The organism is Chromobacterium sp. Beijing (assembly GCF_021496765.1).
Lineage (GTDB): Bacteria > Pseudomonadota > Gammaproteobacteria > Burkholderiales > Chromobacteriaceae > Chromobacterium.
In genome coordinates this window covers 3,597,809-3,617,744 of the sequence record NZ_CP053750.1, presented here as the reverse complement: position 1 = coordinate 3,617,744, position 19,936 = coordinate 3,597,809, and the positions used below count along the sequence as shown (strand labels likewise).

Below are 19,936 nucleotides of genomic sequence, written 5' to 3'. Positions count from 1 at the left end.
TTGAGAGTTGACTTCGACAATGAGGCGCGGCGGCAAATCACCCGGCGCTTCTCCGTTCTTTGCACTGATTAGCAGATTTCATGAACAAACATATTCCGCGCAAGCGTTTCGGCCAGAATTTCCTGCAAGACGCCAGCGTCATCGCCAACATCGTGCATGCGGTGAACCCGCAGCCGGACGACGTCGTCATCGAAATCGGTCCCGGCCTGGGCGCGATCACCAAGCCGCTGCTGGCGGCGCTCAAGCACTTGCACGTGGTGGAGATCGACCGCGACATCATCAGCCGCCTGCAAAAGGAGTTTCCGGCCGAGCGCCTGAGCATCCACGCCGGCGACGCGCTGGCCTTCGACTTCGCCTCCGTGGCGGAGGGCAAGCTGAAGATCGTCGGCAATCTGCCCTACAATATTTCCACGCCCTTGCTGTTCCATCTGGCCACTTACGGCCAGAAAGTCACCGACATGCATTTCATGTTGCAAAAAGAGGTGATTGAACGCATGGTGGCGGAGCCGTCCACCGCCGATTACGGCCGGCTGACGGTGATGTTGCAGTACCGTTTTGAAATGGAGAATATCCTGCACGTGCCGCCGGAAGCGTTCTGGCCGCCGCCGAAGGTGGATTCCGCCGTGGTGCGGATGATTCCGGCGCCGGGCCGCTGCGGCGTGGCCAGCGACGAGCTTCTGCTGGAGCAGGTGGTGACCACGGCGTTCTCGCAGCGGCGCAAGACGCTGAAGAACAATCTGAAGGGCCTGCTGGACGCGGAGAGTTTCGCCGCGCTGGAAATGGACCCCGGATTGCGGCCGGAGAATCTGCCGGTGGAGGATTACGTCCGCCTGGCCAATTATCTGAGCGCGAAAGGCCACAAGGCCAAACGTCAGTAACGGGGCTTTGGCAACGTAAAAAAATACGAGCGGGCGTTCAGCGCCCGCCGCACTACAAAGAGTCGTCCGTCCCCGTCCTTGTCGGCGGGGGCTGTCTATCACAGGAAGTGAAAAAGGAGAAACTTCATGCGTATTCGCTCCACCCTGATCTGTGCCGCCACTCTGGGCGCCTTCTGCGCCGCTCCGGCCATGGCAGCCGAACTGACCGGCACCCTGAAGAAGATCAAGGATTCCGGCGTGATCGTCCTGGGCAACCGCGACGCGTCCATTCCGTTTTCCTACTACGACAACAACCAGAAGCCGGTGGGCTACTCGGTGGACTTGGCCAATAAAGTGGTCGAGCAGGTGAAAAAAGAGCTGAAAATGCCCAACCTGCAGGTCAAGTACAATCTGGTGACCTCGCAGACCCGCATCCCGCTGGTGCAGAACGGCACCGTGGACCTGGAGTGCGGCTCCACCACCAATAACGTGGAGCGTCAGAAGCAAGTGGCGTTCTCGGTGGGCATCTTCGAGATCGGCACCCGTTTGCTGACCGCCAAGACCTCGGGCATCAAGGACTTTCCGGATCTGAAGGGCAAGAACGTGGTGACCACCGCCGGCACCACCTCCGAGCGCCTGATCAAGGCGATGAACGCCGACAAGAAGCTGGGCATGAACATCATCTCGGCCAAGGATCACGGCGAATCCTTCCTGATGCTGGAGTCCGGCCGCGCCGCGGCGTTCATGATGGACGACGCGCTGCTCTACGGCGAGATGGCCAAGGCCAAGAGCCCGGCCAACTGGGTGGTGACCGGCAAGGCCCAGTCCTACGAGATCTACGGCTGCATGATGCGCAAGGAAGACCCCGCCTTCAAGAAGGTGGTGGACGCCGCGCTGAGCAACACCTTCAAGTCCGGCGAGGTCAACAAGATCTACGCCAAGTGGTTCACCAGCCCGGTGCCGCCCAAGGGCCTGAACCTGAACTTCCCGATGTCCGATGAATTCAAGGAGCTGATCGCCAAGCCGACCGACAAGTCTGCCGAGCAGATGTAAGTCGCGGTTGGCGCGCCGCCGCCCCGTCCTCCCCGCTGTCTGGCGCGGAGCCCGGGGCGCGTGGCCGTACCCGCTTTCTTTGTGTGTGGCCGGGCGTTTGCGCCGGCCGCGGCCCGCCTGCGCATGAGCGCGCCCGGCGGGCTGGCGTTGTGGGAGTGAAGCATGAATTACCACTGGGACTGGATGGTGTTTTTCAAGTCCACCGGGGTGGGTAGCGAGATCTATCTGAACTGGTTCGTCACCGGCCTGGGCTGGACCATCGCCGTGGCGCTGGCCGGCTGGGCGATCGCCCTGGCCTTGGGCTCGGTGCTGGGCGTGATGCGCACGGTGCCGAATCGCTGGGTGGCCGGCATCGCCGCCGCCTATGTCGAGTTGTTCCGCAATGTGCCCTTGCTGGTGCAATTATTCGTCTGGTACTTCCTGATCCCGGACCTGCTGCCCGAGGGCGCGCAGATCTGGTTCAAGCAGGACCTGGCGCCGGCCACATCCGCCTTCTTGTCGGTGGTGGTGTGTCTGGGCCTGTTCACCGCGGCGCGGGTGTGCGAACAGGTGCGCACCGGCATCGAAGCCTTGCCGCTGGGGCAGCGCAACGCTTCGCTGGCCATGGGTTTCTCCCTGGCGCAAACCTATCGCCACGTGTTGCTGCCGCAGGCTTTCCGCATCATCATTCCGCCGCTGACCAGCGAGTTTCTGAATATTTTCAAGAACTCCTCGGTGGCCTCGCTGATCGGCCTGATGGAACTGCTGGCGCAGACCAAGCAGACCGCGGAGTTCTCCGCCAACATCTTCGAGGCCTTTACCTTGGCCACCATCATCTATTTTGTGCTCAATATGAGCCTGATGACGCTGATGGCCTGGATTGAACAGCGGGTGCGCATTCCCGGCATGATGGGGGGCAAATGATGGATTTCGATTTCAGCCAGATCGGCCCGGCCTTGCCGGGACTGTGGCAGGGCATGCAGCTGACGCTGAAGCTGCTGGTGATGGCGGTGGTGGGCGGCGTGGTGCTGGGCACTCTGCTGGCGCTGGCCAGGCTGTCCGACAACCGGGTGCTGGCGCCGTTGGCCAAGTTCTACGTCAATTACTTCCGTTCGATTCCGCTATTGCTGGTGATCTCCTGGTTCTACCTGGTGGTGCCGCTGTTGCTGAACTGGATCACCGGCAATTTCGAGCCGGTGGGGGCGTTCACTTCCTGCCTGGTGGCTTTCGTGATGTTCGAGGCGGCGTATTTCTCCGAGATCGTCCGCGCCGGCATCCAGGCCATTCCCAAGGGACAGGCCGGCGCCGCCTACGCGCTGGGCATGAATTACGGCCAGGTGATGCGTCTGGTGATTCTGCCGCAGGCCTTTCGCAAGATGACGCCGCTCTTGCTGCAACAGTCCATCATCCTGTTCCAGGATACTTCGCTGGTGTACGCTGTCGGCTTGATGGATTTTCTCAACACCGCCCGCTCCAAGGGCGACGTCGTCGGCTTGCCGCATGAGTTCCTGCTGTTTGCCGGCGCAGTCTATTTCGTGATCAGTTTCGGCGCTTCGCGGCTGGTGAAGCGTATGCAAAAGAGGTTGGCTGTATGAGCGCAATGATTTCCCTGAAGCAAGTCAGCAAATGGTATGGCCAGTTCCAGGTCCTGACCGATTGCACCACCCAGGTCGCCAAGGGCGAGGTGGTGGTGGTGTGCGGGCCGTCCGGCTCCGGCAAATCCACCCTGATCAAGTGCGTGAACGCGCTGGAGCCGTTCCAGAAGGGCGAGATCATCGTCGACGGCATTTCGGTGGGGGCGCCCAAGACCGATCTGCCCAAGCTGCGCAGCCGCGTGGGCATGGTGTTCCAGCACTTCGAACTGTTCCCGCATCTGTCCATTACCGAGAATCTGGCCATCGCCCAGGTCAAGGTGCTGGGCCGCGGCCAGGACGAGGCGCGCGACAAGGGCTTGAAATTGCTGGACCGGGTGGGGCTGAAGGCGCATGCCGACAAGTTTCCCAGCCAGCTGTCCGGCGGCCAGCAGCAGCGGGTGGCGATTGCGCGCGCGCTGGCGATGGATCCGATCGCGATGCTGTTCGACGAGCCCACCAGCGCGCTGGACCCGGAGATGATCAACGAGGTGCTGGACGTGATGACCGAACTGGCGCACGAGGGCATGACCATGATGTGCGTGACTCACGAGATGGGCTTTGCCCGCCGCGTGGCCAATCGCGTGATCTTCATGGACCAGGGCCATATCGTGGAGGATTGCGACAAGGACGAGTTCTTCGGCAATCTGGACGGCCGTTCCGAGCGCGCCCGTCACTTCCTGTCCAAGATATTGCAGCACTAAGAACCTATTCACGATCTCGCGAGCTAAGGCGAGACAAGGCGAAAACGAGAGAAAAAGCGGAATGTACAGGTGGTACATGAGCATTTTGAGCTCGGTTTCAACGCCGTATCGCCGATGCGCAGCAGGTCGTAAACAGGTTCTAAGCCAGGTTCTGGTCAAAGTAAAAGCCCGCCGTTTGGCGGGCTTTTCGTTTGGACGGAGCGATCAGTTGCCGTTCTTGATCTGTTGGCTGACCTGGTTCTCCTCCTGATTCAGCGTTTTTTGCTCCTGCTTGGTGATGTGGCCGTGATCGAGTTTGGCCATGTCCTGCTCCTGCTGGCGGATGTCGCGGTCTTCGCCGTGCAGCTTGCGCGCTTCGTCGCGGCTGATCTTGCCTTCCTTCAGTTCGCGGTGAATGCGGCGGTCCTGATGATGCAGGCGCTGATTGACTTCCTCGCGGCGCGGATGCTCCTTCTGCCATTCGGATTCGGCCCGGGCCTGGGCGGCGAGCAATAGGCTGGCGGCGAGCAGGCCGGTCAGCAGCAGGGGGCGAGCGTTCGTTTTCATCTTGATCTCCTGGGATGGCAATGATTGCCAGATGTCATCCTAGAAGGGGGCAGGGCAAGTGTTTGTTAAGGCTGTTTAATCTGTGTTGCCCGCGGCGGGCTTAGACATGAAAACTAAGAAATCTCCGTCCGCGGGCGCATGGCGGTTCAGAAAATCCAGTTTGGCGGCGCGGTCCAGCCGCTTGAACGCGTATTCGGCCTTCAGCGCCTCGGAGCGGCCTGCGCAGACCAGCACCAGGGCCAGCGCCTGCGGCGGGTTGAGCCGGGTGTAGCGCGCGCCCTTGCCGGCGGCGTGCTGGGCGTAGCGGCGCGCCACGTCGGTGGTGACGCCGGTGTAGAGCGCGCCGTCGCGGCAGCGCAGCACATATAAAAACCAGGGCCGGGGGGAAGCCCGGCCCTGCGTGTCCCGCGCGTCGGCGGATTTAGATGCTGGCATCCAGATTGGCCAGCGGGCTGATCAGCACCCGTTCGGTGCGGTTGCCCTTTTGCACGGTGACGCGCAGCTTCCATTCGCCGACGGTGATTTCATCGCCTTCGCGCGGAATGCGCTCCAGGCAGTCCATCAGCAGGCCGGCCACAGTGTGGAAGTCTTCGTCTTCGAAGTCGCCCAGCACGATGTGCTGCTCCAGCGTCACCAGTTCCAGGCTGCCTTCCACGTCGAAGCTGCCGTCGGCCTGCGGCACGATGGCCGGCAGTTCGTGACGCTCGTGTTCCTCCGGAAACTCGCCGGCGATCGCCTCCATCAAGTCCTTCTGGGTGACGATGCCTTCCAGGCTGCCGAACTCGTTGACCACGAAGGCCATGTCCGCCGAGTGCTGGCGGAAGCTCTCCAGCGCCTTGAGCACGGTGACGGTTTCCGGCAGCACCAGCGGCTGGCGCAGCGCGGCGTCGATATTCATTTCGCCGCCATCCAGCAACTGGGTCAGCAAGTCCTTGCGCGCGACGATGCCTTGAGGCTCGTCGATGCTGCCGTCCTTGATCACCACCAGCCGCGAGTAAGGACTGTCGCGCAGCACTTTGCGCTGCGCGTCCTGGCTCTGGCTCAGGTCCAGGCGGTGCACGTCGGCGCGCGGCGTGGCGATCACGCGGATCGGCCGCTCGGCCAGGGTCAGCACGCTGTGTATCATCGCGCGTTCGTTTTGGGCGAAAGCTTCCTGCGGCTCGGCGTCCTTGCTGTCCTCCACCTTGCCTTCGTCGGCGCTGGGGCTGGTCAGCTTGCTGCCCATCAGGCTGAGCACCGCGTTGGCGGTGCGTTCACGCAAGGACTGGTTGCGGTTCAGGTAGCGGATGCGATTGGCCTGCGACACCTGGTTGAAGGCTTCAATCAGCACCGAGAAGCCGATGGCCGCGTACAGATAGCCCTTGGGAATATGGAAGCCGAAGCCTTCCGCCACCAGGCTGAAGCCGATCATCAGCAGGAAGCCCAGACACAGCATCACCACGGTGGGGTGGGCGTTGACGAAGGCGGTCAGCGGTTTGCTGGCGGCGATCATCATCAGCATGGCGACGATGACGGCCAGCATCATCACCGGCAGGTGTTCGGCCATGCCGATGGCGGTGACTACCGAGTCGATGGAGAATACCGCGTCCAGCACCAGAATCTGGGCGACGACGGTGCCGAAGGCGGCGTAAGCCTTCTGGCCGTTGCTCTTCACTTCATCCACGCCTTCCAGGCGTTCGTGCAGTTCCGTGGTGGCTTTGAACAACAGGAATACACCGCCGCCCAGCATGATGAGATCGCGCCCGGAGAAGGGCTGGCTGAGCACGTGGAACAGCGGCGAGGTCAGCGTCACCAGCCAGGAGATGCTGGCCAGCAGCACGAGACGCATAATCAGGGCGAGCGACAGGCCGGTGATGCGGGCGCGGTCGCGTTGGTGCGGGGGGAGCTTTTCCGCCAGGATGGCGACGAAGATCAGGTTGTCAACGCCCAGCACCACCTCCAGGATGATCAGCGTGAGGAGGCCAAGCCAGGCGGAAGGGTCAGACAGCCACGAAACGTCCATGATGAAAACGAAGATTCCTTATAGATAAAAACGGGGTAAAAATAGCACAGTCGGGGCGCGATTAACAAAAATCCATTGCGCCCGGCCGCGGCGGCAAGAAAAAACCCCGCCGAGGCGGGGTGGCTCGGGAGGCGGTTTACAAGCCGCCGTAGGAATGCAGGCCGGCCAGGAACATATTGACGCCGAGGAAGGCGAAGCTGGTGACGAACAAGCCCACCACCGCCCACCATGCCAGCGGCGCGCCGCGCCAGCCCTTGACCAGGCGGATGTGCAGCCAGGCGGCGTAGTTCAGCCACACGATCAAGGCCCAGGTTTCCTTCGGGTCCCAGCTCCAGTAACCGCCCCAGGCGTCGGCGGCCCACATCGCGCCCAGAATGGTGGCGATGGTGAAGAACAGGAAGCCGACGGCGATGGCCTTGTACATCACCTCGTCCAGCACTTCGGCCGGCGGCAGCTTGTCCTTGAGCCAGCCCTTCAGCGCCAGCAGTTCGGCGATGCCGAGCATGGCGGCGATGGCGAAGGCGCCGTAGCCGACGAAGTTGGCCGGCACGTGTATCTTCATCCACCAGGATTGCAGCGCCGGGATCAGCGGCTGGATCTCATGGGCCTGGCGGTCGAAGGTGTACCACAGGATGAAGCCGACCGAGGCGCAGATCACCAGCAGCACGAAGGCGCCCATCTGGCGCGCCGCGTACTTGGCCTCGTAGTACAGATACATCAGCGCGGTGATCAGCGTGAACAGTACGAAGACTTCGTAGAGGTTGGAGACCGGGATGTGGCCGATGTCCGGGCTGATCAGATAGCTTTCGTACCAGCGGGTGAACAGGCCGGCGAGGCCCATGACCGACGCGGCCCAGGTCAGGCCGCTGCCCATGCGGTTCAGCGTGTCGGAGCGGGTCAGCAAGCCGGCCCAATACGAGAAGGCGGCCAGGAAGAACAGCGTGCACATCCACATGATGGAGGATTGGCTGGACAGCATGTATTTGAGCAGGAAGGCGGTCTGGCCGCGCGCCAGCTCGTGCTGATACACCTGGATCGCCAGCAGCGAGATACAGCCGGCCAGCGGGAAGAACCAGCGCCAGGCTTTCCAGAACCAGCCCAGGCCGATCAGTCCCAGCGCGGAGCCGGCCAGGATGGCCTGTTCGTAGCCGTCCATGTAATGGTTGTACAGCGCGTAGCTGTAGCCGGCGGCGGCCAGCACCAGCAGCGCGTAGAGCCAGTCGGCCGGGGTCAGCCGTTTCAGTAGCGGCTGCCGCGAGAAAGAAGCGTGGGCCAGTTCCATCATGCACCTCGTACCAGCTGTTTGATAAGTTGAGTATGGCGCGCAAAGTCGCCGTCCAGATCGCGATTATGCCGGTTTGACGTCATCGCGACCCGTACTTTGGAACCGTTGACGCGTACCCACAGGCGCAGCTCGCGCACATAGAACATCAGGATGATGCCGAAAACCAGCAGCACCGAGCCCAGATAGACCAAGGTCTTGCCGGGCGAGCGGGTCAATTGCAGTCCGGAGGCCTGCACCTGCTCGAAGCCTTCCAGCTGCAGGAAGACCGGCGCGCCGTAGTCGTGCAGCGAGCTGGCCGCCACCAGGCTGTCCAGCAAGAAGCGGTAATGCTCGCTGTCCAGCTTCATCGGCGGCAGGCCGGCTTTTTCGTCGGCCACCGACATCACGTCCACCACCGCGCCTTGCAGGATCTTGATATAGGTTTGCGCCACCGCCTGGCGCTTGTCCTGCGGCACGCGGTCGTCCAGGAATTTCTCCAGGCCGACGAAGCCGCTGTCGCCAAAGCGCGCCAGCACCCATTTGACGCTGTCGGTGAACTGCTGCTGCATCGCCGGGCTGATGGCGTCGCCTTTCAGCGCCTTGTGCGCGGCGCGGCGGGCGATCTCGTCGTAACGCGCCGGGTCCAGCAAGGCGGCGCGCAGGCGCATGAAGCGCTCCACGCTCATCTCCTCGTCCAAGGGGATGCGCACGTACTGGAACGGTTCGGCCACGGTCTTGCGCACGCCGGCCATCATATAGCTGGCGCCGTCCTGCTGGATGGGCGCCATATAATGCATGAACTCCACCGCCTGGCCCTGGGCGTCGCGCAGCTTGAAGCTGATCGACGGGCCCTGGTTTTTCAGCTGCTTGTCCTGTTTGACCTCGCGCGCGTCGTGCATGCGCTGCGACAGCGTGCGCTGGCCTTCCTGCGGCTTGCCGATGTTTTCGATATTGAAGACGCGCAGCTCGCCCACTTCCAGCGTGTAGTCCTTGCCGTTGGCTTTCAGCGGCTGGCTGGACATCGACACCGCCGGAATCTCGGTCGGACGCGCTTGCGGCGCGGCCAGATTCCAGGCCTTGAACTTGAGCGGGGACGCGCCGTCGCCGAAGCTGGACTGGTAGATGGCGATGCCGTCGACGATCAGCGGGTGGTTGACCTTGACCGTGGCCTCGGTGGTTTTGCCGCTGGCCTTGTCGGTGACCACGATGTCGCTGGCGAACAGCTTGGGCATGCCGTTGCTGTAGTAATCGACGTGGAACTTCTTCAGGGTGATGATGAAGGGCAGTTCCTGCACCAGATAGCCGTTGCCGGCGTTGAGGAAGGTGACGTCGGCGCTCTTGTTCTCCGCGATGGTGACGTTGCCGCGGAAGGACAGATTGTTCGAGCCCAGCCGGCTGGCCGCCGGAATCTGGTTTTGCGGCACGTCGCGGGTCTCCGGCACCACGCGGCCGGTGAGCTCGCCGATTTTCAGCGGCAGGTTGCCGTCCAGCAGGCCGCCGATGCAGATCACCACCAGCGCGATGTGGGCGAAGAAATAACCGAGCTTGCCGGCCGCGCCCTTCTTGGCCGCCAGCACCAGGCCGCCGTTGGCGCGAGGCTGCTCCTTGAGGCGGAAGCCTTGCGCCTGCAAATAGGCGCGCGCGGCGTCGGCGTCGAAGCCTTCGGCCTGGAAGCTGACGCTGTGCTTCATCGCCGCCAGGGAGTTGTCGGAGGCTTTTTCGCGGTAGGCGCGCATGTCCTTGATGAAGCCGGGACCGTTGCGCAGAATGCACAAGCTGGTGGACAGCACCAGGAAGGTGAGGATGGTGAGGAACCACGCCGAATGGTAGACGTCGTACAAGCCTAGCCATTCAAACGCTTGAAACCAGAATTGCCCGAACTCGAAAGCGTAGTTGGGATAGGGTTCGTTCTGTTTCAGAACCGTCCCGATCACCGAGGCGATGGCCAAGATGGTCAGCAGGCCGATGGCGAATCGCATCGAACTGAGCAACTCATACCAGGCGTGAGCCAGGCTGTTGCGGCTAGTTTTTTTCATAGTGGCGTAAAGTGCAAAAAGGAAAGCCCGTGGACGGGTCTTCCCTTTTGAGCCGGCGTGCCGGGCAAAGTTGCCGGCGCGCCCCGGAGCGCGGGCGGCGGAGCCCCCGCAGGGGCGGCCCCTGAGGGGCCGTCAGGCTCGGCCGGTGCGGCCGGGCTGCTCAACGCTTAGCGCAAGCCGGAAATGTATTCGGCCACCGCTTTCATTTCGGCGTCGCTCATGCGATTGGCGATGTCCTGCATCGGGCCGTTCTTGCGGTTCGCGCCGCCCTTGAATTCGTTCAGCTGCTTGACGATGTAGCCGGCGTGCTGGCTGCCCAGACGCGGATACTGGTCGGGCAGGCCCTTGCCGGCGGGACCGTGGCAGGACATACAGGCGGGAACCTGAGTGCCGGCGTTCCCGACGCGGTAAATCTTGGCGCCCAGCGGCATTTGCGCCTTGTCGGAGGCTTCGCGGTCCTTCGGCTTCTGCTCGCTGTAGTAGGCGGCGACATTGCGCATATCGTCCTCGGACAACATGGAGGCCATGCCCAGCATGGTCGGGTCCTTGCGCACGCCGGCCTTGAACGCCTTCAACTGGGTGTACAGATAGTGCGCGTTCTGACCCGCCAGCGTGGGGTTGGCCGCGGCTACGCTGTTGCCGTCAGTGCCGTGGCAAGCCGCGCAAACCGTTTCTACGATCTGTTTGGCCTTCACCGGGTCCGCCTTGACGGCTACCGGCGCAGCCGCCAACGCGTTTCCGGCCAGGGTTGCAGCCGCCATCGCCAACAGCATCATACGTTTCATGGTCGCTCCTTTAGGGGCTATCCCTAAATATCTGTAAAAGTGGCAATTTCAAACCTGCTATTCTATACCAACTGATTTCACCCTTACTACTATGTCGACTTTTCAAAACGCCCGATTTTATACCACCGTCAACCACATGAAGGACTTGCCGCCTACCCGAGCGGAGGTCGCTTTCGTGGGGCGCTCCAATGCCGGCAAGTCCAGCGCCATCAACACATTGGCCAATCACGGCCGCCTGGCGCGGGTGTCCAAGACGCCGGGCCGCACCCAGCACATCAATTTTTTTGAGCTGGGTAACGAATGTTTTCTAGTCGATTTGCCCGGTTATGGCTATGCCGAGGTGCCTGAAGCGGTTCGCGCGCACTGGGTGGAACTGCTAGGACGCTATCTGCAGTCGCGCCAGAGCCTGATCGGTCTGCTGTTGATCATGGACGCGCGCCATCCTTTGAAAGAGCTGGACCGCAAGATGCTGGAGTTCTTCCGGGTGAACCGGCGACCGGTGCATATCCTGTTGTCCAAAGCCGACAAACTGTCGCGCCAGGAGCAATCCAAGGTGCTGGCCCTGGTCAAGAGCGAGCTGAAAGACTATCCGGACGTCAGCGTGCAGATGTTCTCCAGCCTGAAGAAAAGCGGGGTAGAGGACGTGGAGCGGGTGGTGAACGGCTGGTTCGAGCAGTACATGGGACAGCCGGCCGCGGACGAGGCCGCGCCGCCGGAACTTTAGGAACAGGCCCGCACCTAAACAAGCAGGTGGCCAACACCTCCCGCTTGCCTCCCTGAGCGGGGCCTGGATTGATCAGGCTTACCCCGGCAGCAGCTTGCCGGGGTTTTTTATCGGCGGCGGAAACGAAAAAGGCGAAGGAGATTTCTCCTTCGCCTTTGTCATGAACCCGGCTTGATGGCTTACAAGCTGGTGACTACGGTCTCTACGTGCAGGTTCTCGGCGGCGTTGCGCACCGCGTCGCTGGAGCGGAAAGGCCCCAGGCGCACTTTGTAGACGCCTTCCTGATTCACGATGCCAAGTTTGGACTCGTACTTGTCGTCCATCTCGCCCAGCATTTTCTGCACCATCGCCTCGGCGTTGGACAGTTTGGAGAAGCTGCCCAGTTGCAGATACTTGGGCGTGTCTTCTACGCGTCGCGCGGTGTTGACGGGACGGGTGCTGGCGATGTTCTCGCCGCCGGCGTCCGGCCATACGCGTTCGATGGCGATCTTGGCGCTGCCTTGCTTGATGAAGCCCAGGCGGTAGGCCGCCGCGTAGGACAGGTCCATCAGGCGGCTCTTGTGGAAGGGGCCGCGGTCATTGACGCGCACCACCACGGATTTGCCGTTGTTCAGATTGGTGACCCGGGCGTAGCTCGGGATCGGCAGCGTAGGATGGGCGGCGGTCATGGCGAACATATCGTATTTCTCGCCGGAGGACGTCTTGCGGCCGTGGAACTGCTTGCCGTACCAGGAGGCGCGGCCCGTGGCTTGATAGGGCTTTTCGCGCGTGTCGGGACGGAAGCTCATCCCCAGCGCCGTGTAGGGCAGATTGGCCGACTTGATCAGCGGCTCTTCCTGCGGCACGGCGTCCGGCACCAGGTTCAGGTTGACCGGGATATGGTCCGCGGGACCATCGTTCTGGAAATAAGCTCCATTCTTGGCAACGGTTTTCTTGTTGCCGGTCGACGAGGACGCCGACTGGTTGGTGGCGCTGGCCGTCTTCACGGTGGAACAGGCCACGAGTACGAGACTGACGAACACAAGCCACAGCCATCGGAGTACTGATTGCATAGATCTCCCTTATGCTGTCGGAACCACTGCAAAACCTTGGCGCGCCGTTTCAACGTCGGCGCTTCGCGCTTGCTTGCAAGCGCCAAGTCCAGGCTTTCCAGAGTCCCTTGTTGGGCCGATCTGCGAACCGCTTCAGCTTCCCCCTGCGAAATCGAGCTGTCGCCAAGCCTCGAACACCGTCACCGCGACCGCGTTCGAAAGATTGAGACTTCTTGATTCTGGACGCATCGGCAAACGAATCCTCTGCTGGGGAGGCAATGACTCCAGCACTTCAGGCGGCAGACCGCGGGATTCGGGACCGAACAAAAAAACGTCCCCAGGTTGATAGGATATCCGGTCATGGCGCTCGGAGCCCTTGGTGGTGGCGGCGAAAATACGCCGTCCGCGCAAAGTCTCTTGACAAGCCGCCCAATCCTCATGAACCACTACGCGAGCGTACTCGTGGTAATCGAGTCCCGCGCGTCGCAGCTTGGCATCCTCCAAAGGGAAGCCCATGGGTTTGACCAGATGCAGTTCACAGCCGGTGTTGGCACATAAACGAATCACATTGCCCGTGTTGGGCGGTATTTCCGGCTGAAAAAGAATTACAGTGAACATCGTTGGCAGCCTGGATTGTTCCAAAGAATCAAAATCTTGGTCAAGTTTTAGGAGAAAAGGCCCTGGCGAGCACCCAGCCATCGACCCGTTTTGCCCCCTGTTTTTTCAAAATTTCGGCCAGCGCCGACAGGGTGGCGCCGCTGGTGGCGACGTCATCGACAATGGCGATGGAAAGCCCGTCACAGCGGCAATTTACGCCGAAAGCATGGCGGAGGTTTTTCCGGCGTTCGGCGCGCCCGAGCGAGGCCTGGGACGGAGTGTTGTATTTTCGCCAACAAACCTCGGCGCTCAAACGGCTCGCCATTGTAGCAGCGAATGCTTTTGCCAACTCATGACTTTGATTGAAACCGCGCTCGGCAAGTCGTTCTTTTGCCAGTGGAACGGGAATGACAAGGTGATAGTCTTGGCGGCGCGGACGGGCGAAATCGGCGAGCAGGCCGCTAAGCGCCGCGCCCATCTGCAGCTGTTTTCCGTATTTGAAGGCGTGGATCAGCGCGGCGAGCGGGTAGTCGAAGCAGTAGGGCGCGTACAGCGCGTCGAAGGCGGGCGGGCGGCGTTGGCATTGGCCGCACAGGCCGGAAACCGGCAGGGGTTCGGCGCAGCGCGCGCATTGCGCTGGCGGCAGCGCCGGCAGCCGGCGGCGGCAGTCGGCGCAGAAACCCCGGCTTGCCCGCCAATCCCCGCAGAGCCAGCAGGGTTGATTAAATATTGTGCACTTGTCAATTATGAGGCTTGTCATGTTTGACAGCATGGCGCCCTCCCCAGCAAGATGCGCTGATTCGCCCCACGCCCGGCCGGGCGTGGCACTCTGACGGTCCTGACGGCGCCAGCCGGAATTATCCTTGCCTGATCAAGGTCTTCCATCGCCGGACAGCGACCACAGCCAGGATAGACCATGCATTCTTCCGCTATCGAATTCAAGCCTTCCGCCACCCCGCACCCGGAGTCTCCCAGCTGGACTGTGGCGGAAATCGAAACCCTGCTGGCGCTGCCCTTCATGGAGCTGGTGTTTCGCGCGGCCGAGATTCATCGTCAGTTTTTCGACCCCGCCAAAGTGCAGCTGTCCACGCTGATTTCCATCAAGACCGGCGGCTGTCCGGAGGACTGTGGCTACTGTCCGCAATCGGCGCATCACGACACCCCGGTGCCCAATCAGCCGATGTTGACGGTTGATGAAGTTTTGAGCGCCGCGCGCGCGGCCAAGGCCAACGGCGCCAGCCGCTTTTGCATGGGCGCGGCCTGGCGCGGCCCAAGGACGCGGACTTGGAGAAAACTTTGGAAATGGTCAAGGAAGTCAAAGCCTTGGGCCTGGAAACCTGCGCCACTTTCGGTTTGCTGAAGGGAGGCCAGGCGGAAAAACTGAAGGCGGCGGGCCTGGATTATTACAATCACAATCTGGACACCTCGCCGGACAAATATTCCGATATCATTGCCACGCGCGACTACGAAGACCGCCTCGACACTTTGGGAAAAGTACGCAGCGCCGGTCTGTCGGTGTGCTGCGGTGGTATTGTTGGCATGAATGAAACCCGCAACGATCGCGCAGGTCTGATTGCACAGCTAGCGAATCTTGAGCCGCAACCGGAATCGGTGCCTATCAACAAGCTGGTCAAGGTGGAGGGCACGCCGCTGGAAGGCGCCGCGCCGCTGGACTGGACCGAGTTTGTGCGCACCATCGCGGTGGCCCGCATCGTGATGCCCAAAACCTATGTGCGATTGTCCGCCGGACGCCGTGAAATGGATGAGTCCACGCAGGCTTTGTGCTTCCTGGCCGGGGCCAATTCCATCTTCTACGGCGACAAGCTGTTGACCACCGGCAACCCGAGGTGGACGCCGACCGGCTCTTGCTGGAAAAGCTTGATCTGACGCCGCTTTGAGCGGTTTGGGCGGCGGATTCGCGGGCGATGTAAAAAATGTATATATAAGGAATAGCTTGGGCGGACGGCGAGGCCGGTTTCCGCCAAGCCCTTTACACGGGATATTTCGAGCCGATATGCGCTTTCAAGACCTGCCTGCCGCCCTGATGGATCTTTCCGCCACCCACCGCCGCCGCCAACGCGCGGTCGTCGACAGCCCGCAGGGGGTTGAAGTGGTGGTGGACGGACGTTCCTATGTTTCTTTCGCCAGCAACGATTACCTCGGGCTGGCCGATCACCCGGCCCTGGTGCGCGCCGCGCAGCAGGGTCTCGAGCGTTGGGGAGTGGGCGGCGGTTCATCGCATCTGCTGGCCGGCCACTTCAGCGTGCAGCAAGAAGCCGAGGAGGCGCTGGCGGAATTCGTCGGCCAGCCGGCGGCATTATTGTTCGGCTCCGGCTACGCGGCCAATCTGGCGATTGTCAGCAGCTTGCTGGATCGCGGCGACGCAGTGTTCGCCGACCGGCTGAACCACGCCTCGCTGAACGACGCCTGTAGGCTGAGCCGCGCCGAGTTCAAACGCTTCCATCACAACGATTTGACGCAGCTGGAGCGCTTGCTGGCCGAGTCCGACGCCAAAACCAAGCTGATCGCGGTGGAGTCGGTGTACAGCATGGACGGCGACGAAGCGCCGCTGCCCGCGCTCTTGGCGCTGGCCGAGCGTTACGAGGCCTGGCTGTACGTGGACGACGCCCATGGTTTCGGCGTGCTGGGCGAGGGCCGCGGCGCGCTGGCCGAGCACGGCCTGTCCAGCCCGCGCCTGATTTACATGGCGACCCTGGGCAAGGCCGCCGGCGTGGCCGGCGCCTTCATCGCCGGCGGCGCTGATCTGGTGGAATGGCTGATCAATGCGGCCCGCAGCTATATCTACACCACTTCCCAGCCGCCGGCGCTGGCCTGTGCGATCTTGGCCAGCCTGCGCCTGATCGCCGAGGCCGACGAGCGGCGCGCGCGCTTGCGCGAATCGATAGCAATCATCAAATCCGGACTATCCGAGTCCAAATACTCCGCAGGGGCTTCCCGAACGCCGATTCAGCCACTTATCATAGGCAGCGATGAACAGGCGTTGGCCTTGGCCGCCCGTCTGCGCGACCAGGGTTTGTGGGTGCCGGCGATCCGCCCGCCCACGGTGGCCGCAGGGACGGCGCGCTTGCGTCTGTCCTTGTCGGCCATGCACCAGCCGGAACACTTGCAGCGCCTGCTGTCCTGTATTCAGCACGCCGCGGCGTCCTGAGCCGACGCGCCCATGGGGAGGGGCGCGCCGGCATGGCCGGATTTTCCAGCTAACTCATACTACGATAATCACATGAAGAGCATGGCTGAATATCTGGCGACGCCAGAGCAGGCCGCCGCTATGGCGCTGTCTCTGCTGCAAGAGCAGGGAGGGGTGCGCGTTGCCGCGGTCTGGCGGCAGCTGGGGGCGGCTTGGCAGCTTTTGGCCGCGCTGGGCGACGCCGACGCCTTGCCCGGCGCGGAAGCGCTGGCGAGCGGGGACAGGCTGGACGCCGGCTGCGAGGCGATGCCTTTGCGCGCCGGCGAGCAAGTGCTGGGTTGGCTGGTGTGGCGCGGCGACGCCGGTCCGGCGTTGAATCCGTCCGCCGCCTTGCTGTGCGCCCATCTGCTGTGCGCGCGGCTGGGCGCGGAGCAGGTGGCCTCGCGCGAGGCCAACGAGGCCTTGTTCGATATTTCTCAGCTGGCCGAAGAGTGCGGCACCATCGATCAGGTATTGCCCGGCCTGCACCGGCAGATGATGCGGCTGATGGACGCCAGCAACTTCTACATCGCCCTGTACGACGATGAAGCCCAGGTCATCCACTTTCCCTTCTACATTGACCAGCGCGATCCCGCGCCGCCCGCCAGCGACGCCATTTTCCCGCTGAGCGGCCACGCCCAGTCCCTGACCGCCTGGTTGATACGCGGGGGCAAGCCGGTGGTGCTGAGCCGGGAGCGCCTGTTGGAAGTGTGTCAGCAGGAGGGCCTGAGCCGGCAAGGGCTGTTGCCGGCCAGCTGGATGGGCGCGCCGCTGGCCAATGCCGGCGGCCATGTCATCGGCGCGGTGGTGCTGCAGCTGTACGAGGATCAAACGCCGCTGACCTCGGCCGAGCAGCAGTTGTTTCTGTTCGCCGCCCGCCATGTCGGCTTCGTGCTGGAGCGGGTCTTGCACCGCAGCCAGCTGGAGCGTCAGGTCTGGCTGCGCACCAGCGAGCTGGAGGGCGCCAACGCGAGGCTGCGCGCCGAGGTGGCCGAGCGCAAGCGCGCCGAGCGTTTCCAGGGCGCCTTGTTCCGGATCGCGGAACTGTCCAATACCAGCTTGTCGCTGGAGGCCTTTCTCGGCGGCCTGCACCGCTTGCTGGCCGAGATGGTGCCGGCGCGCAATTGCCTGGTGGCCTTGTACGACCAGACCGAGGATTGCATCAGCTTCCCCTATTGCGCAGACGAATACGCGCCGCCGCTCAAGCCGCACCGGCCGGGCAAGGGCTTCGTCGAACAGGTGCTGCACAGCGGCCGGCCCTTGTTGATCGACCCCTATTCGCAACAGAACCGCCAGCCGGACGCCGACGAAGAACTGCCCCGGCCCAAGAGCTGGCTGGGCGTGCCCCTGTATTGCGGCACCGATCTTCTGGGCGTGCTGGCGGTGCAAAGCTATGAAGACGACGTGGTCTACAACTTCCGCGACCAAGAAGTGCTGGAGTTCGTCGCCAACCACATCGGCGCGGCGCTGACCCGGGTCAAGGCGCTGGAGAGCCTGCAAACCGCTTACGTGGAACTGGAGCAGCGGGTGCGCGAGCGCACCAGCGAGCTGGACGCGGTCAACGCCCAGCTGGAGTTCGACAGCCTGCACGATCCGCTGACCAAGCTGCCCAACCGCAGCTATTTTTCCAAGGCTTTGCGCCGGGCCTGGGAGGCGTACGCGAATGGCGGCGGCGAACGCTTCGCGGTGCTGTTCATCGATCTGGACCGCTTCAAGCTGGTCAACGACACCCTGGGCCATCTGGCCGGCGACCACCTCTTGTTCGAGGCCGGCGCGCGCATCCGCTCCTGCCTGCGTCATTACGATTTCCTGGCGCGGCTGGGCGGCGACGAATTCGCGGTGCTGATGTTCGGCATGGACGGCGGCGGCGACTGCGAGCGCATCGCCCAGCGCATCGTCAGCGAGTTCGAACGGCCGGTGATCCTGGCGGGGCGGGAGGTGTTCTCCACCGCCAGCGTCGGCGTGGTGCTGGCGGACCATGAGCATTACCACAAGGCCGACGATCTGCTGCGCGACGCCGACCACGCGATGTATTGCACCAAACAGCAAGGGCGGCAGGGCTATACCCTGTTCAACCACGAGTTGCGCATCAATCAGGCGGACCAGCTGGCGATGGAGAGCGAACTGCGGCGCGCGCTGGAGGAGGAGGGGCAGCTGCAGCCGTATTTCCAGCCCTTCATCGACGGCGACAGTGGCGAGCTGGTGGGCTTCGAGGCCTTGGCCCGCTGGCAGCACCCGCAGCGCGGCCTGATTTCGCCCGGCCTGTTTTTACCCATCGCCGAGGAAAGCGGGCTGATCACCCGGCTGGACCGCTATATGCTGAACGCGGCCTGCGCCCAATTGAGCGCGTGGCGCGTTCAGGGCCGGGTGGGGCCGGAGGTGGCCTTGCACATCAATCTGTCCTCGGCCCATTTCCACGATCCGGAACTGGCGGCCTGGATAGGAGAGCGCATCCGGCATTACCGGCTGCCGCCGGCGACGCTGCACCTGGAAATCACCGAGAGCGCGCTGATCGATCAGCCGGAAATCGCCGCCACCGTGATGCACGCGCTGCATGAACTGGGCGTGAGGCTGGCGCTGGACGACTTCGGCACCGGCTATTCGGCGCTGTCCTATCTGCACCGCTATCGTTTCGACGTGCTGAAGATAGACCAGTCCTTCGTCTTCGATCTCGACCGCACCCAGGAGTCGGCGGCCATTGTGCGCGCCATCCTGGCGCTGGCCAAGGCGCTGGATCTGGAGGTGGTGGCCGAGGGCGTGGAAACCGCCGCCCAGCTGGCCATGCTCAAAAAAATGGGCTGCGGCAAGCTGCAGGGTTTCTACTTCGCCGCCCCGGCGCCGGCGGAGGGCGTGGACTGGGAGCGGCTGGCCCGCTTCCGGCAGGAGTTCCAGAGTGAGCGCTAGCGGATGGCGGCGTTGGCCGCTGGCGTTCAACCGCTGGCGCTACAATCTGTACGCGCCGGTCTACGACCGGGTGGCGCAGGCCTTCGCCGCGCGCCGGCGCCGCTCCATCGCCCTGCTCAACCCGCAGCCGGAGGAGCGCATCCTGCTGGTGGCGGCCGGCACCGGCCTGGATCTGGATTTCATGGTGCGTTGCCGACATGTGGCCGCCATCGACATCTCGGACGGCATGCTGGAGCGGCTGAGCGCCCACGCCGCGGCGCTGGGCATGGCGGTGGACGCCAGGGTGATGGACGCGCAGGCGCTGGATTTTCCCGACGCCAGCTTCGACGCGGTGGTCTTGCATCTGGCGCTGGCGGTGGTGCCGGACCCGCAAGCCTGCATCCGCGAAGTGGAGCGCGTGCTCAAGCCCGGCGGCCGAGCGGCGGTGTTCGACAAATTCCTGCCCGACGGCCGGCGGCCGTCCTTATTGGGCAGCGCCGGCAATCTGCTGTCGCGGGCGATCGCCACCGATATCAACCGCCGGCTGGAAGATATCCTGGCGGCTTGTCGTTTGAGCAAGGTTCATGACGAAGATGCCGGACTAGGTGGTTTCTTTCGCATCGCGATCTTGCGAAAATGAAGGTTTCACCCCATCTG

18 protein-coding genes and 1 pseudogene are annotated in these 19,936 nt (G+C 62.9%); 10 read left to right on the top strand and 9 right to left on the bottom strand.

Translation table 11 applies throughout. The features are described 5' to 3' along the window. The first annotated feature begins 80 nt into the window (after nucleotides 1-80). From rsmA to HQN78_RS16760, 5 genes are all read left to right on the top strand, one after another. Nucleotides 81-878 (top strand): 16S rRNA (adenine(1518)-N(6)/adenine(1519)-N(6))-dimethyltransferase RsmA, encoded by a 798-nt coding sequence (gene rsmA / locus HQN78_RS16780; protein WP_235085016.1) that lies wholly within the window; start codon nucleotides 81-83, stop codon nucleotides 876-878. Nucleotides 879-1,004: 126 nt separating this feature from the next. After that, nucleotides 1,005-1,910 carry a glutamate/aspartate ABC transporter substrate-binding protein gene (locus tag HQN78_RS16775; RefSeq protein ID WP_019102383.1) on the top strand — a complete coding sequence of 302 codons (906 nt, stop codon included), beginning with the start codon at nucleotides 1,005-1,007 and terminating at the stop codon, nucleotides 1,908-1,910. A gap of 162 nt (nucleotides 1,911-2,072) precedes the next feature. After that, on the top strand, nucleotides 2,073-2,813 hold the full coding sequence (locus tag HQN78_RS16770) for an amino acid ABC transporter permease (RefSeq protein ID WP_235085013.1): 741 nt from the start codon (nucleotides 2,073-2,075) through the stop codon (nucleotides 2,811-2,813). Then, a complete protein-coding gene (locus HQN78_RS16765; RefSeq protein ID WP_107797779.1) occupies nucleotides 2,810-3,484 on the top strand; it encodes an amino acid ABC transporter permease in 675 nt (224 codons plus the stop codon). Before HQN78_RS16770 ends, HQN78_RS16765 begins: the two co-directional genes overlap by 4 nt. A 5-nt stretch (nucleotides 3,485-3,489) precedes the next feature. Then, nucleotides 3,490-4,224 (top strand): amino acid ABC transporter ATP-binding protein, encoded by a 735-nt coding sequence (locus HQN78_RS16760; RefSeq protein WP_235089846.1) that lies wholly within the window; start codon nucleotides 3,490-3,492, stop codon nucleotides 4,222-4,224. A gap of 204 nt (nucleotides 4,225-4,428) precedes the next feature. On the opposite strand, the gene HQN78_RS16755 is transcribed toward HQN78_RS16760, so the two are convergent. The 6 genes from HQN78_RS16755 to HQN78_RS16730 form a co-directional block, all read right to left on the bottom strand. After that, nucleotides 4,429-4,770 (bottom strand): hypothetical protein, encoded by a 342-nt coding sequence (locus HQN78_RS16755; RefSeq protein ID WP_199225780.1) that lies wholly within the window; start codon nucleotides 4,768-4,770, stop codon nucleotides 4,429-4,431. Between the two features lie 75 nt (nucleotides 4,771-4,845). Further along, nucleotides 4,846-5,205 (bottom strand): GIY-YIG nuclease family protein, encoded by a 360-nt coding sequence (locus tag HQN78_RS16750; protein WP_227106440.1) that lies wholly within the window; start codon nucleotides 5,203-5,205, stop codon nucleotides 4,846-4,848. Next, nucleotides 5,192-6,772, bottom strand: a complete 1,581-nt coding sequence (locus HQN78_RS16745; protein ID WP_227106442.1) for a TerC family protein — start codon at nucleotides 6,770-6,772, stop codon at nucleotides 5,192-5,194. Before HQN78_RS16745 ends, HQN78_RS16750 begins: the two co-directional genes overlap by 14 nt. 136 nt (nucleotides 6,773-6,908) lie before the next feature. Continuing rightward, nucleotides 6,909-8,054, bottom strand: coding sequence for a c-type cytochrome biogenesis protein CcsB (gene ccsB, locus HQN78_RS16740; RefSeq protein ID WP_107801571.1), 1,146 nt, complete (start codon nucleotides 8,052-8,054; stop codon nucleotides 6,909-6,911). Beyond that, nucleotides 8,054-10,072 carry a cytochrome c biogenesis protein ResB gene (locus HQN78_RS16735; protein ID WP_235085009.1) on the bottom strand — a complete coding sequence of 673 codons (2,019 nt, stop codon included), beginning with the start codon at nucleotides 10,070-10,072 and terminating at the stop codon, nucleotides 8,054-8,056. The genes ccsB and HQN78_RS16735 overlap by 1 nt, the downstream gene beginning before the upstream one ends. 167 nt (nucleotides 10,073-10,239) lie before the next feature. Beyond that, nucleotides 10,240-10,857 carry a cytochrome c gene (locus tag HQN78_RS16730; RefSeq protein WP_107797784.1) on the bottom strand — a complete coding sequence of 206 codons (618 nt, stop codon included), beginning with the start codon at nucleotides 10,855-10,857 and terminating at the stop codon, nucleotides 10,240-10,242. A 91-nt stretch (nucleotides 10,858-10,948) separates the two neighbouring features. Here HQN78_RS16730 and yihA point away from each other — a divergent pair, with 91 nt between their 5' ends. After that, the gene (yihA, locus tag HQN78_RS16725) at nucleotides 10,949-11,581 is read left to right on the top strand and encodes a ribosome biogenesis GTP-binding protein YihA/YsxC (protein ID WP_107797785.1); all 633 of its coding nucleotides are present in this window, start codon (nucleotides 10,949-10,951) and stop codon (nucleotides 11,579-11,581) included. Between the two features lie 179 nt (nucleotides 11,582-11,760). Here the strand turns inward: yihA and HQN78_RS16720 are convergent, their stop codons facing one another. The 3 genes from HQN78_RS16720 to HQN78_RS16710 form a co-directional block, all read right to left on the bottom strand. After that, complete coding sequence (locus tag HQN78_RS16720) at nucleotides 11,761-12,633, bottom strand: septal ring lytic transglycosylase RlpA family protein (protein WP_107797786.1); 873 nt, start codon at nucleotides 12,631-12,633, stop codon at nucleotides 11,761-11,763. 132 nt (nucleotides 12,634-12,765) lie between these two features. Continuing rightward, entirely contained in the window at nucleotides 12,766-13,230 is a 465-nt protein-coding gene (locus HQN78_RS16715) for a tRNA (cytidine(34)-2'-O)-methyltransferase (RefSeq protein WP_081555202.1), read from the bottom strand. Between the two features lie 40 nt (nucleotides 13,231-13,270). After that, nucleotides 13,271-13,981, bottom strand: a complete 711-nt coding sequence (locus HQN78_RS16710; RefSeq protein WP_235085006.1) for a ComF family protein — start codon at nucleotides 13,979-13,981, stop codon at nucleotides 13,271-13,273. A 144-nt stretch (nucleotides 13,982-14,125) separates the two neighbouring features. Here HQN78_RS16710 and bioB point away from each other — a divergent pair. The 4 genes and pseudogenes from bioB to HQN78_RS16690 all read left to right on the top strand — a co-directional run bounded on the left by bioB (nucleotide 14,126) and on the right by HQN78_RS16690 (nucleotide 19,919). Further along, a pseudogene (gene bioB / locus HQN78_RS16705) lies at nucleotides 14,126-15,107 on the top strand (biotin synthase BioB). Nucleotides 15,108-15,223: 116 nt separating this feature from the next. Continuing rightward, nucleotides 15,224-16,378 carry an 8-amino-7-oxononanoate synthase gene (bioF, locus tag HQN78_RS16700; protein WP_235085004.1) on the top strand — a complete coding sequence of 385 codons (1,155 nt, stop codon included), beginning with the start codon at nucleotides 15,224-15,226 and terminating at the stop codon, nucleotides 16,376-16,378. Nucleotides 16,379-16,450: 72 nt separating this feature from the next. Continuing rightward, nucleotides 16,451-19,300 (top strand): EAL domain-containing protein, encoded by a 2,850-nt coding sequence (locus HQN78_RS16695; protein ID WP_107797789.1) that lies wholly within the window; start codon nucleotides 16,451-16,453, stop codon nucleotides 19,298-19,300. Beyond that, nucleotides 19,290-19,919, top strand: coding sequence for a class I SAM-dependent methyltransferase (locus HQN78_RS16690; protein WP_235085002.1), 630 nt, complete (start codon nucleotides 19,290-19,292; stop codon nucleotides 19,917-19,919). The genes HQN78_RS16695 and HQN78_RS16690 overlap by 11 nt, the downstream gene beginning before the upstream one ends. Nucleotides 19,920-19,936: the final 17 nt, after the last annotated feature.

Excerpts from the sequence above, each read along its gene's own strand:
- rsmA (WP_235085016.1), top strand. The coding sequence starts at position 81 with ATGAACAAACATATTCCGCGCAAGCGTTTCGGCCAGAATTTCCTGCAA.
- HQN78_RS16775 (WP_019102383.1), top strand. The coding sequence starts at position 1,005 with ATGCGTATTCGCTCCACCCTGATCTGTGCCGCCACTCTGGGCGCCTTC.
- HQN78_RS16770 (WP_235085013.1), top strand. The coding sequence starts at position 2,073 with ATGAATTACCACTGGGACTGGATGGTGTTTTTCAAGTCCACCGGGGTG.
- HQN78_RS16765 (WP_107797779.1), top strand. The coding sequence starts at position 2,810 with ATGATGGATTTCGATTTCAGCCAGATCGGCCCGGCCTTGCCGGGACTG.
- HQN78_RS16760 (WP_235089846.1), top strand. The coding sequence starts at position 3,490 with ATGATTTCCCTGAAGCAAGTCAGCAAATGGTATGGCCAGTTCCAGGTC.
- HQN78_RS16755 (WP_199225780.1), bottom strand. The coding sequence starts at position 4,770 with ATGAAAACGAACGCTCGCCCCCTGCTGCTGACCGGCCTGCTCGCCGCC.
- HQN78_RS16750 (WP_227106440.1), bottom strand. The coding sequence starts at position 5,205 with ATGCCAGCATCTAAATCCGCCGACGCGCGGGACACGCAGGGCCGGGCT.
- HQN78_RS16745 (WP_227106442.1), bottom strand. The coding sequence starts at position 6,772 with ATGGACGTTTCGTGGCTGTCTGACCCTTCCGCCTGGCTTGGCCTCCTC.
- ccsB (WP_107801571.1), bottom strand. The coding sequence starts at position 8,054 with ATGGAACTGGCCCACGCTTCTTTCTCGCGGCAGCCGCTACTGAAACGG.
- HQN78_RS16735 (WP_235085009.1), bottom strand. The coding sequence starts at position 10,072 with ATGAAAAAAACTAGCCGCAACAGCCTGGCTCACGCCTGGTATGAGTTG.
- HQN78_RS16730 (WP_107797784.1), bottom strand. The coding sequence starts at position 10,857 with ATGAAACGTATGATGCTGTTGGCGATGGCGGCTGCAACCCTGGCCGGA.
- yihA (WP_107797785.1), top strand. The coding sequence starts at position 10,949 with ATGTCGACTTTTCAAAACGCCCGATTTTATACCACCGTCAACCACATG.
- HQN78_RS16720 (WP_107797786.1), bottom strand. The coding sequence starts at position 12,633 with ATGCAATCAGTACTCCGATGGCTGTGGCTTGTGTTCGTCAGTCTCGTA.
- HQN78_RS16715 (WP_081555202.1), bottom strand. The coding sequence starts at position 13,230 with ATGTTCACTGTAATTCTTTTTCAGCCGGAAATACCGCCCAACACGGGC.
- HQN78_RS16710 (WP_235085006.1), bottom strand. The coding sequence starts at position 13,981 with ATGCTGTCAAACATGACAAGCCTCATAATTGACAAGTGCACAATATTT.
- bioF (WP_235085004.1), top strand. The coding sequence starts at position 15,224 with ATGCGCTTTCAAGACCTGCCTGCCGCCCTGATGGATCTTTCCGCCACC.
- HQN78_RS16695 (WP_107797789.1), top strand. The coding sequence starts at position 16,451 with ATGAAGAGCATGGCTGAATATCTGGCGACGCCAGAGCAGGCCGCCGCT.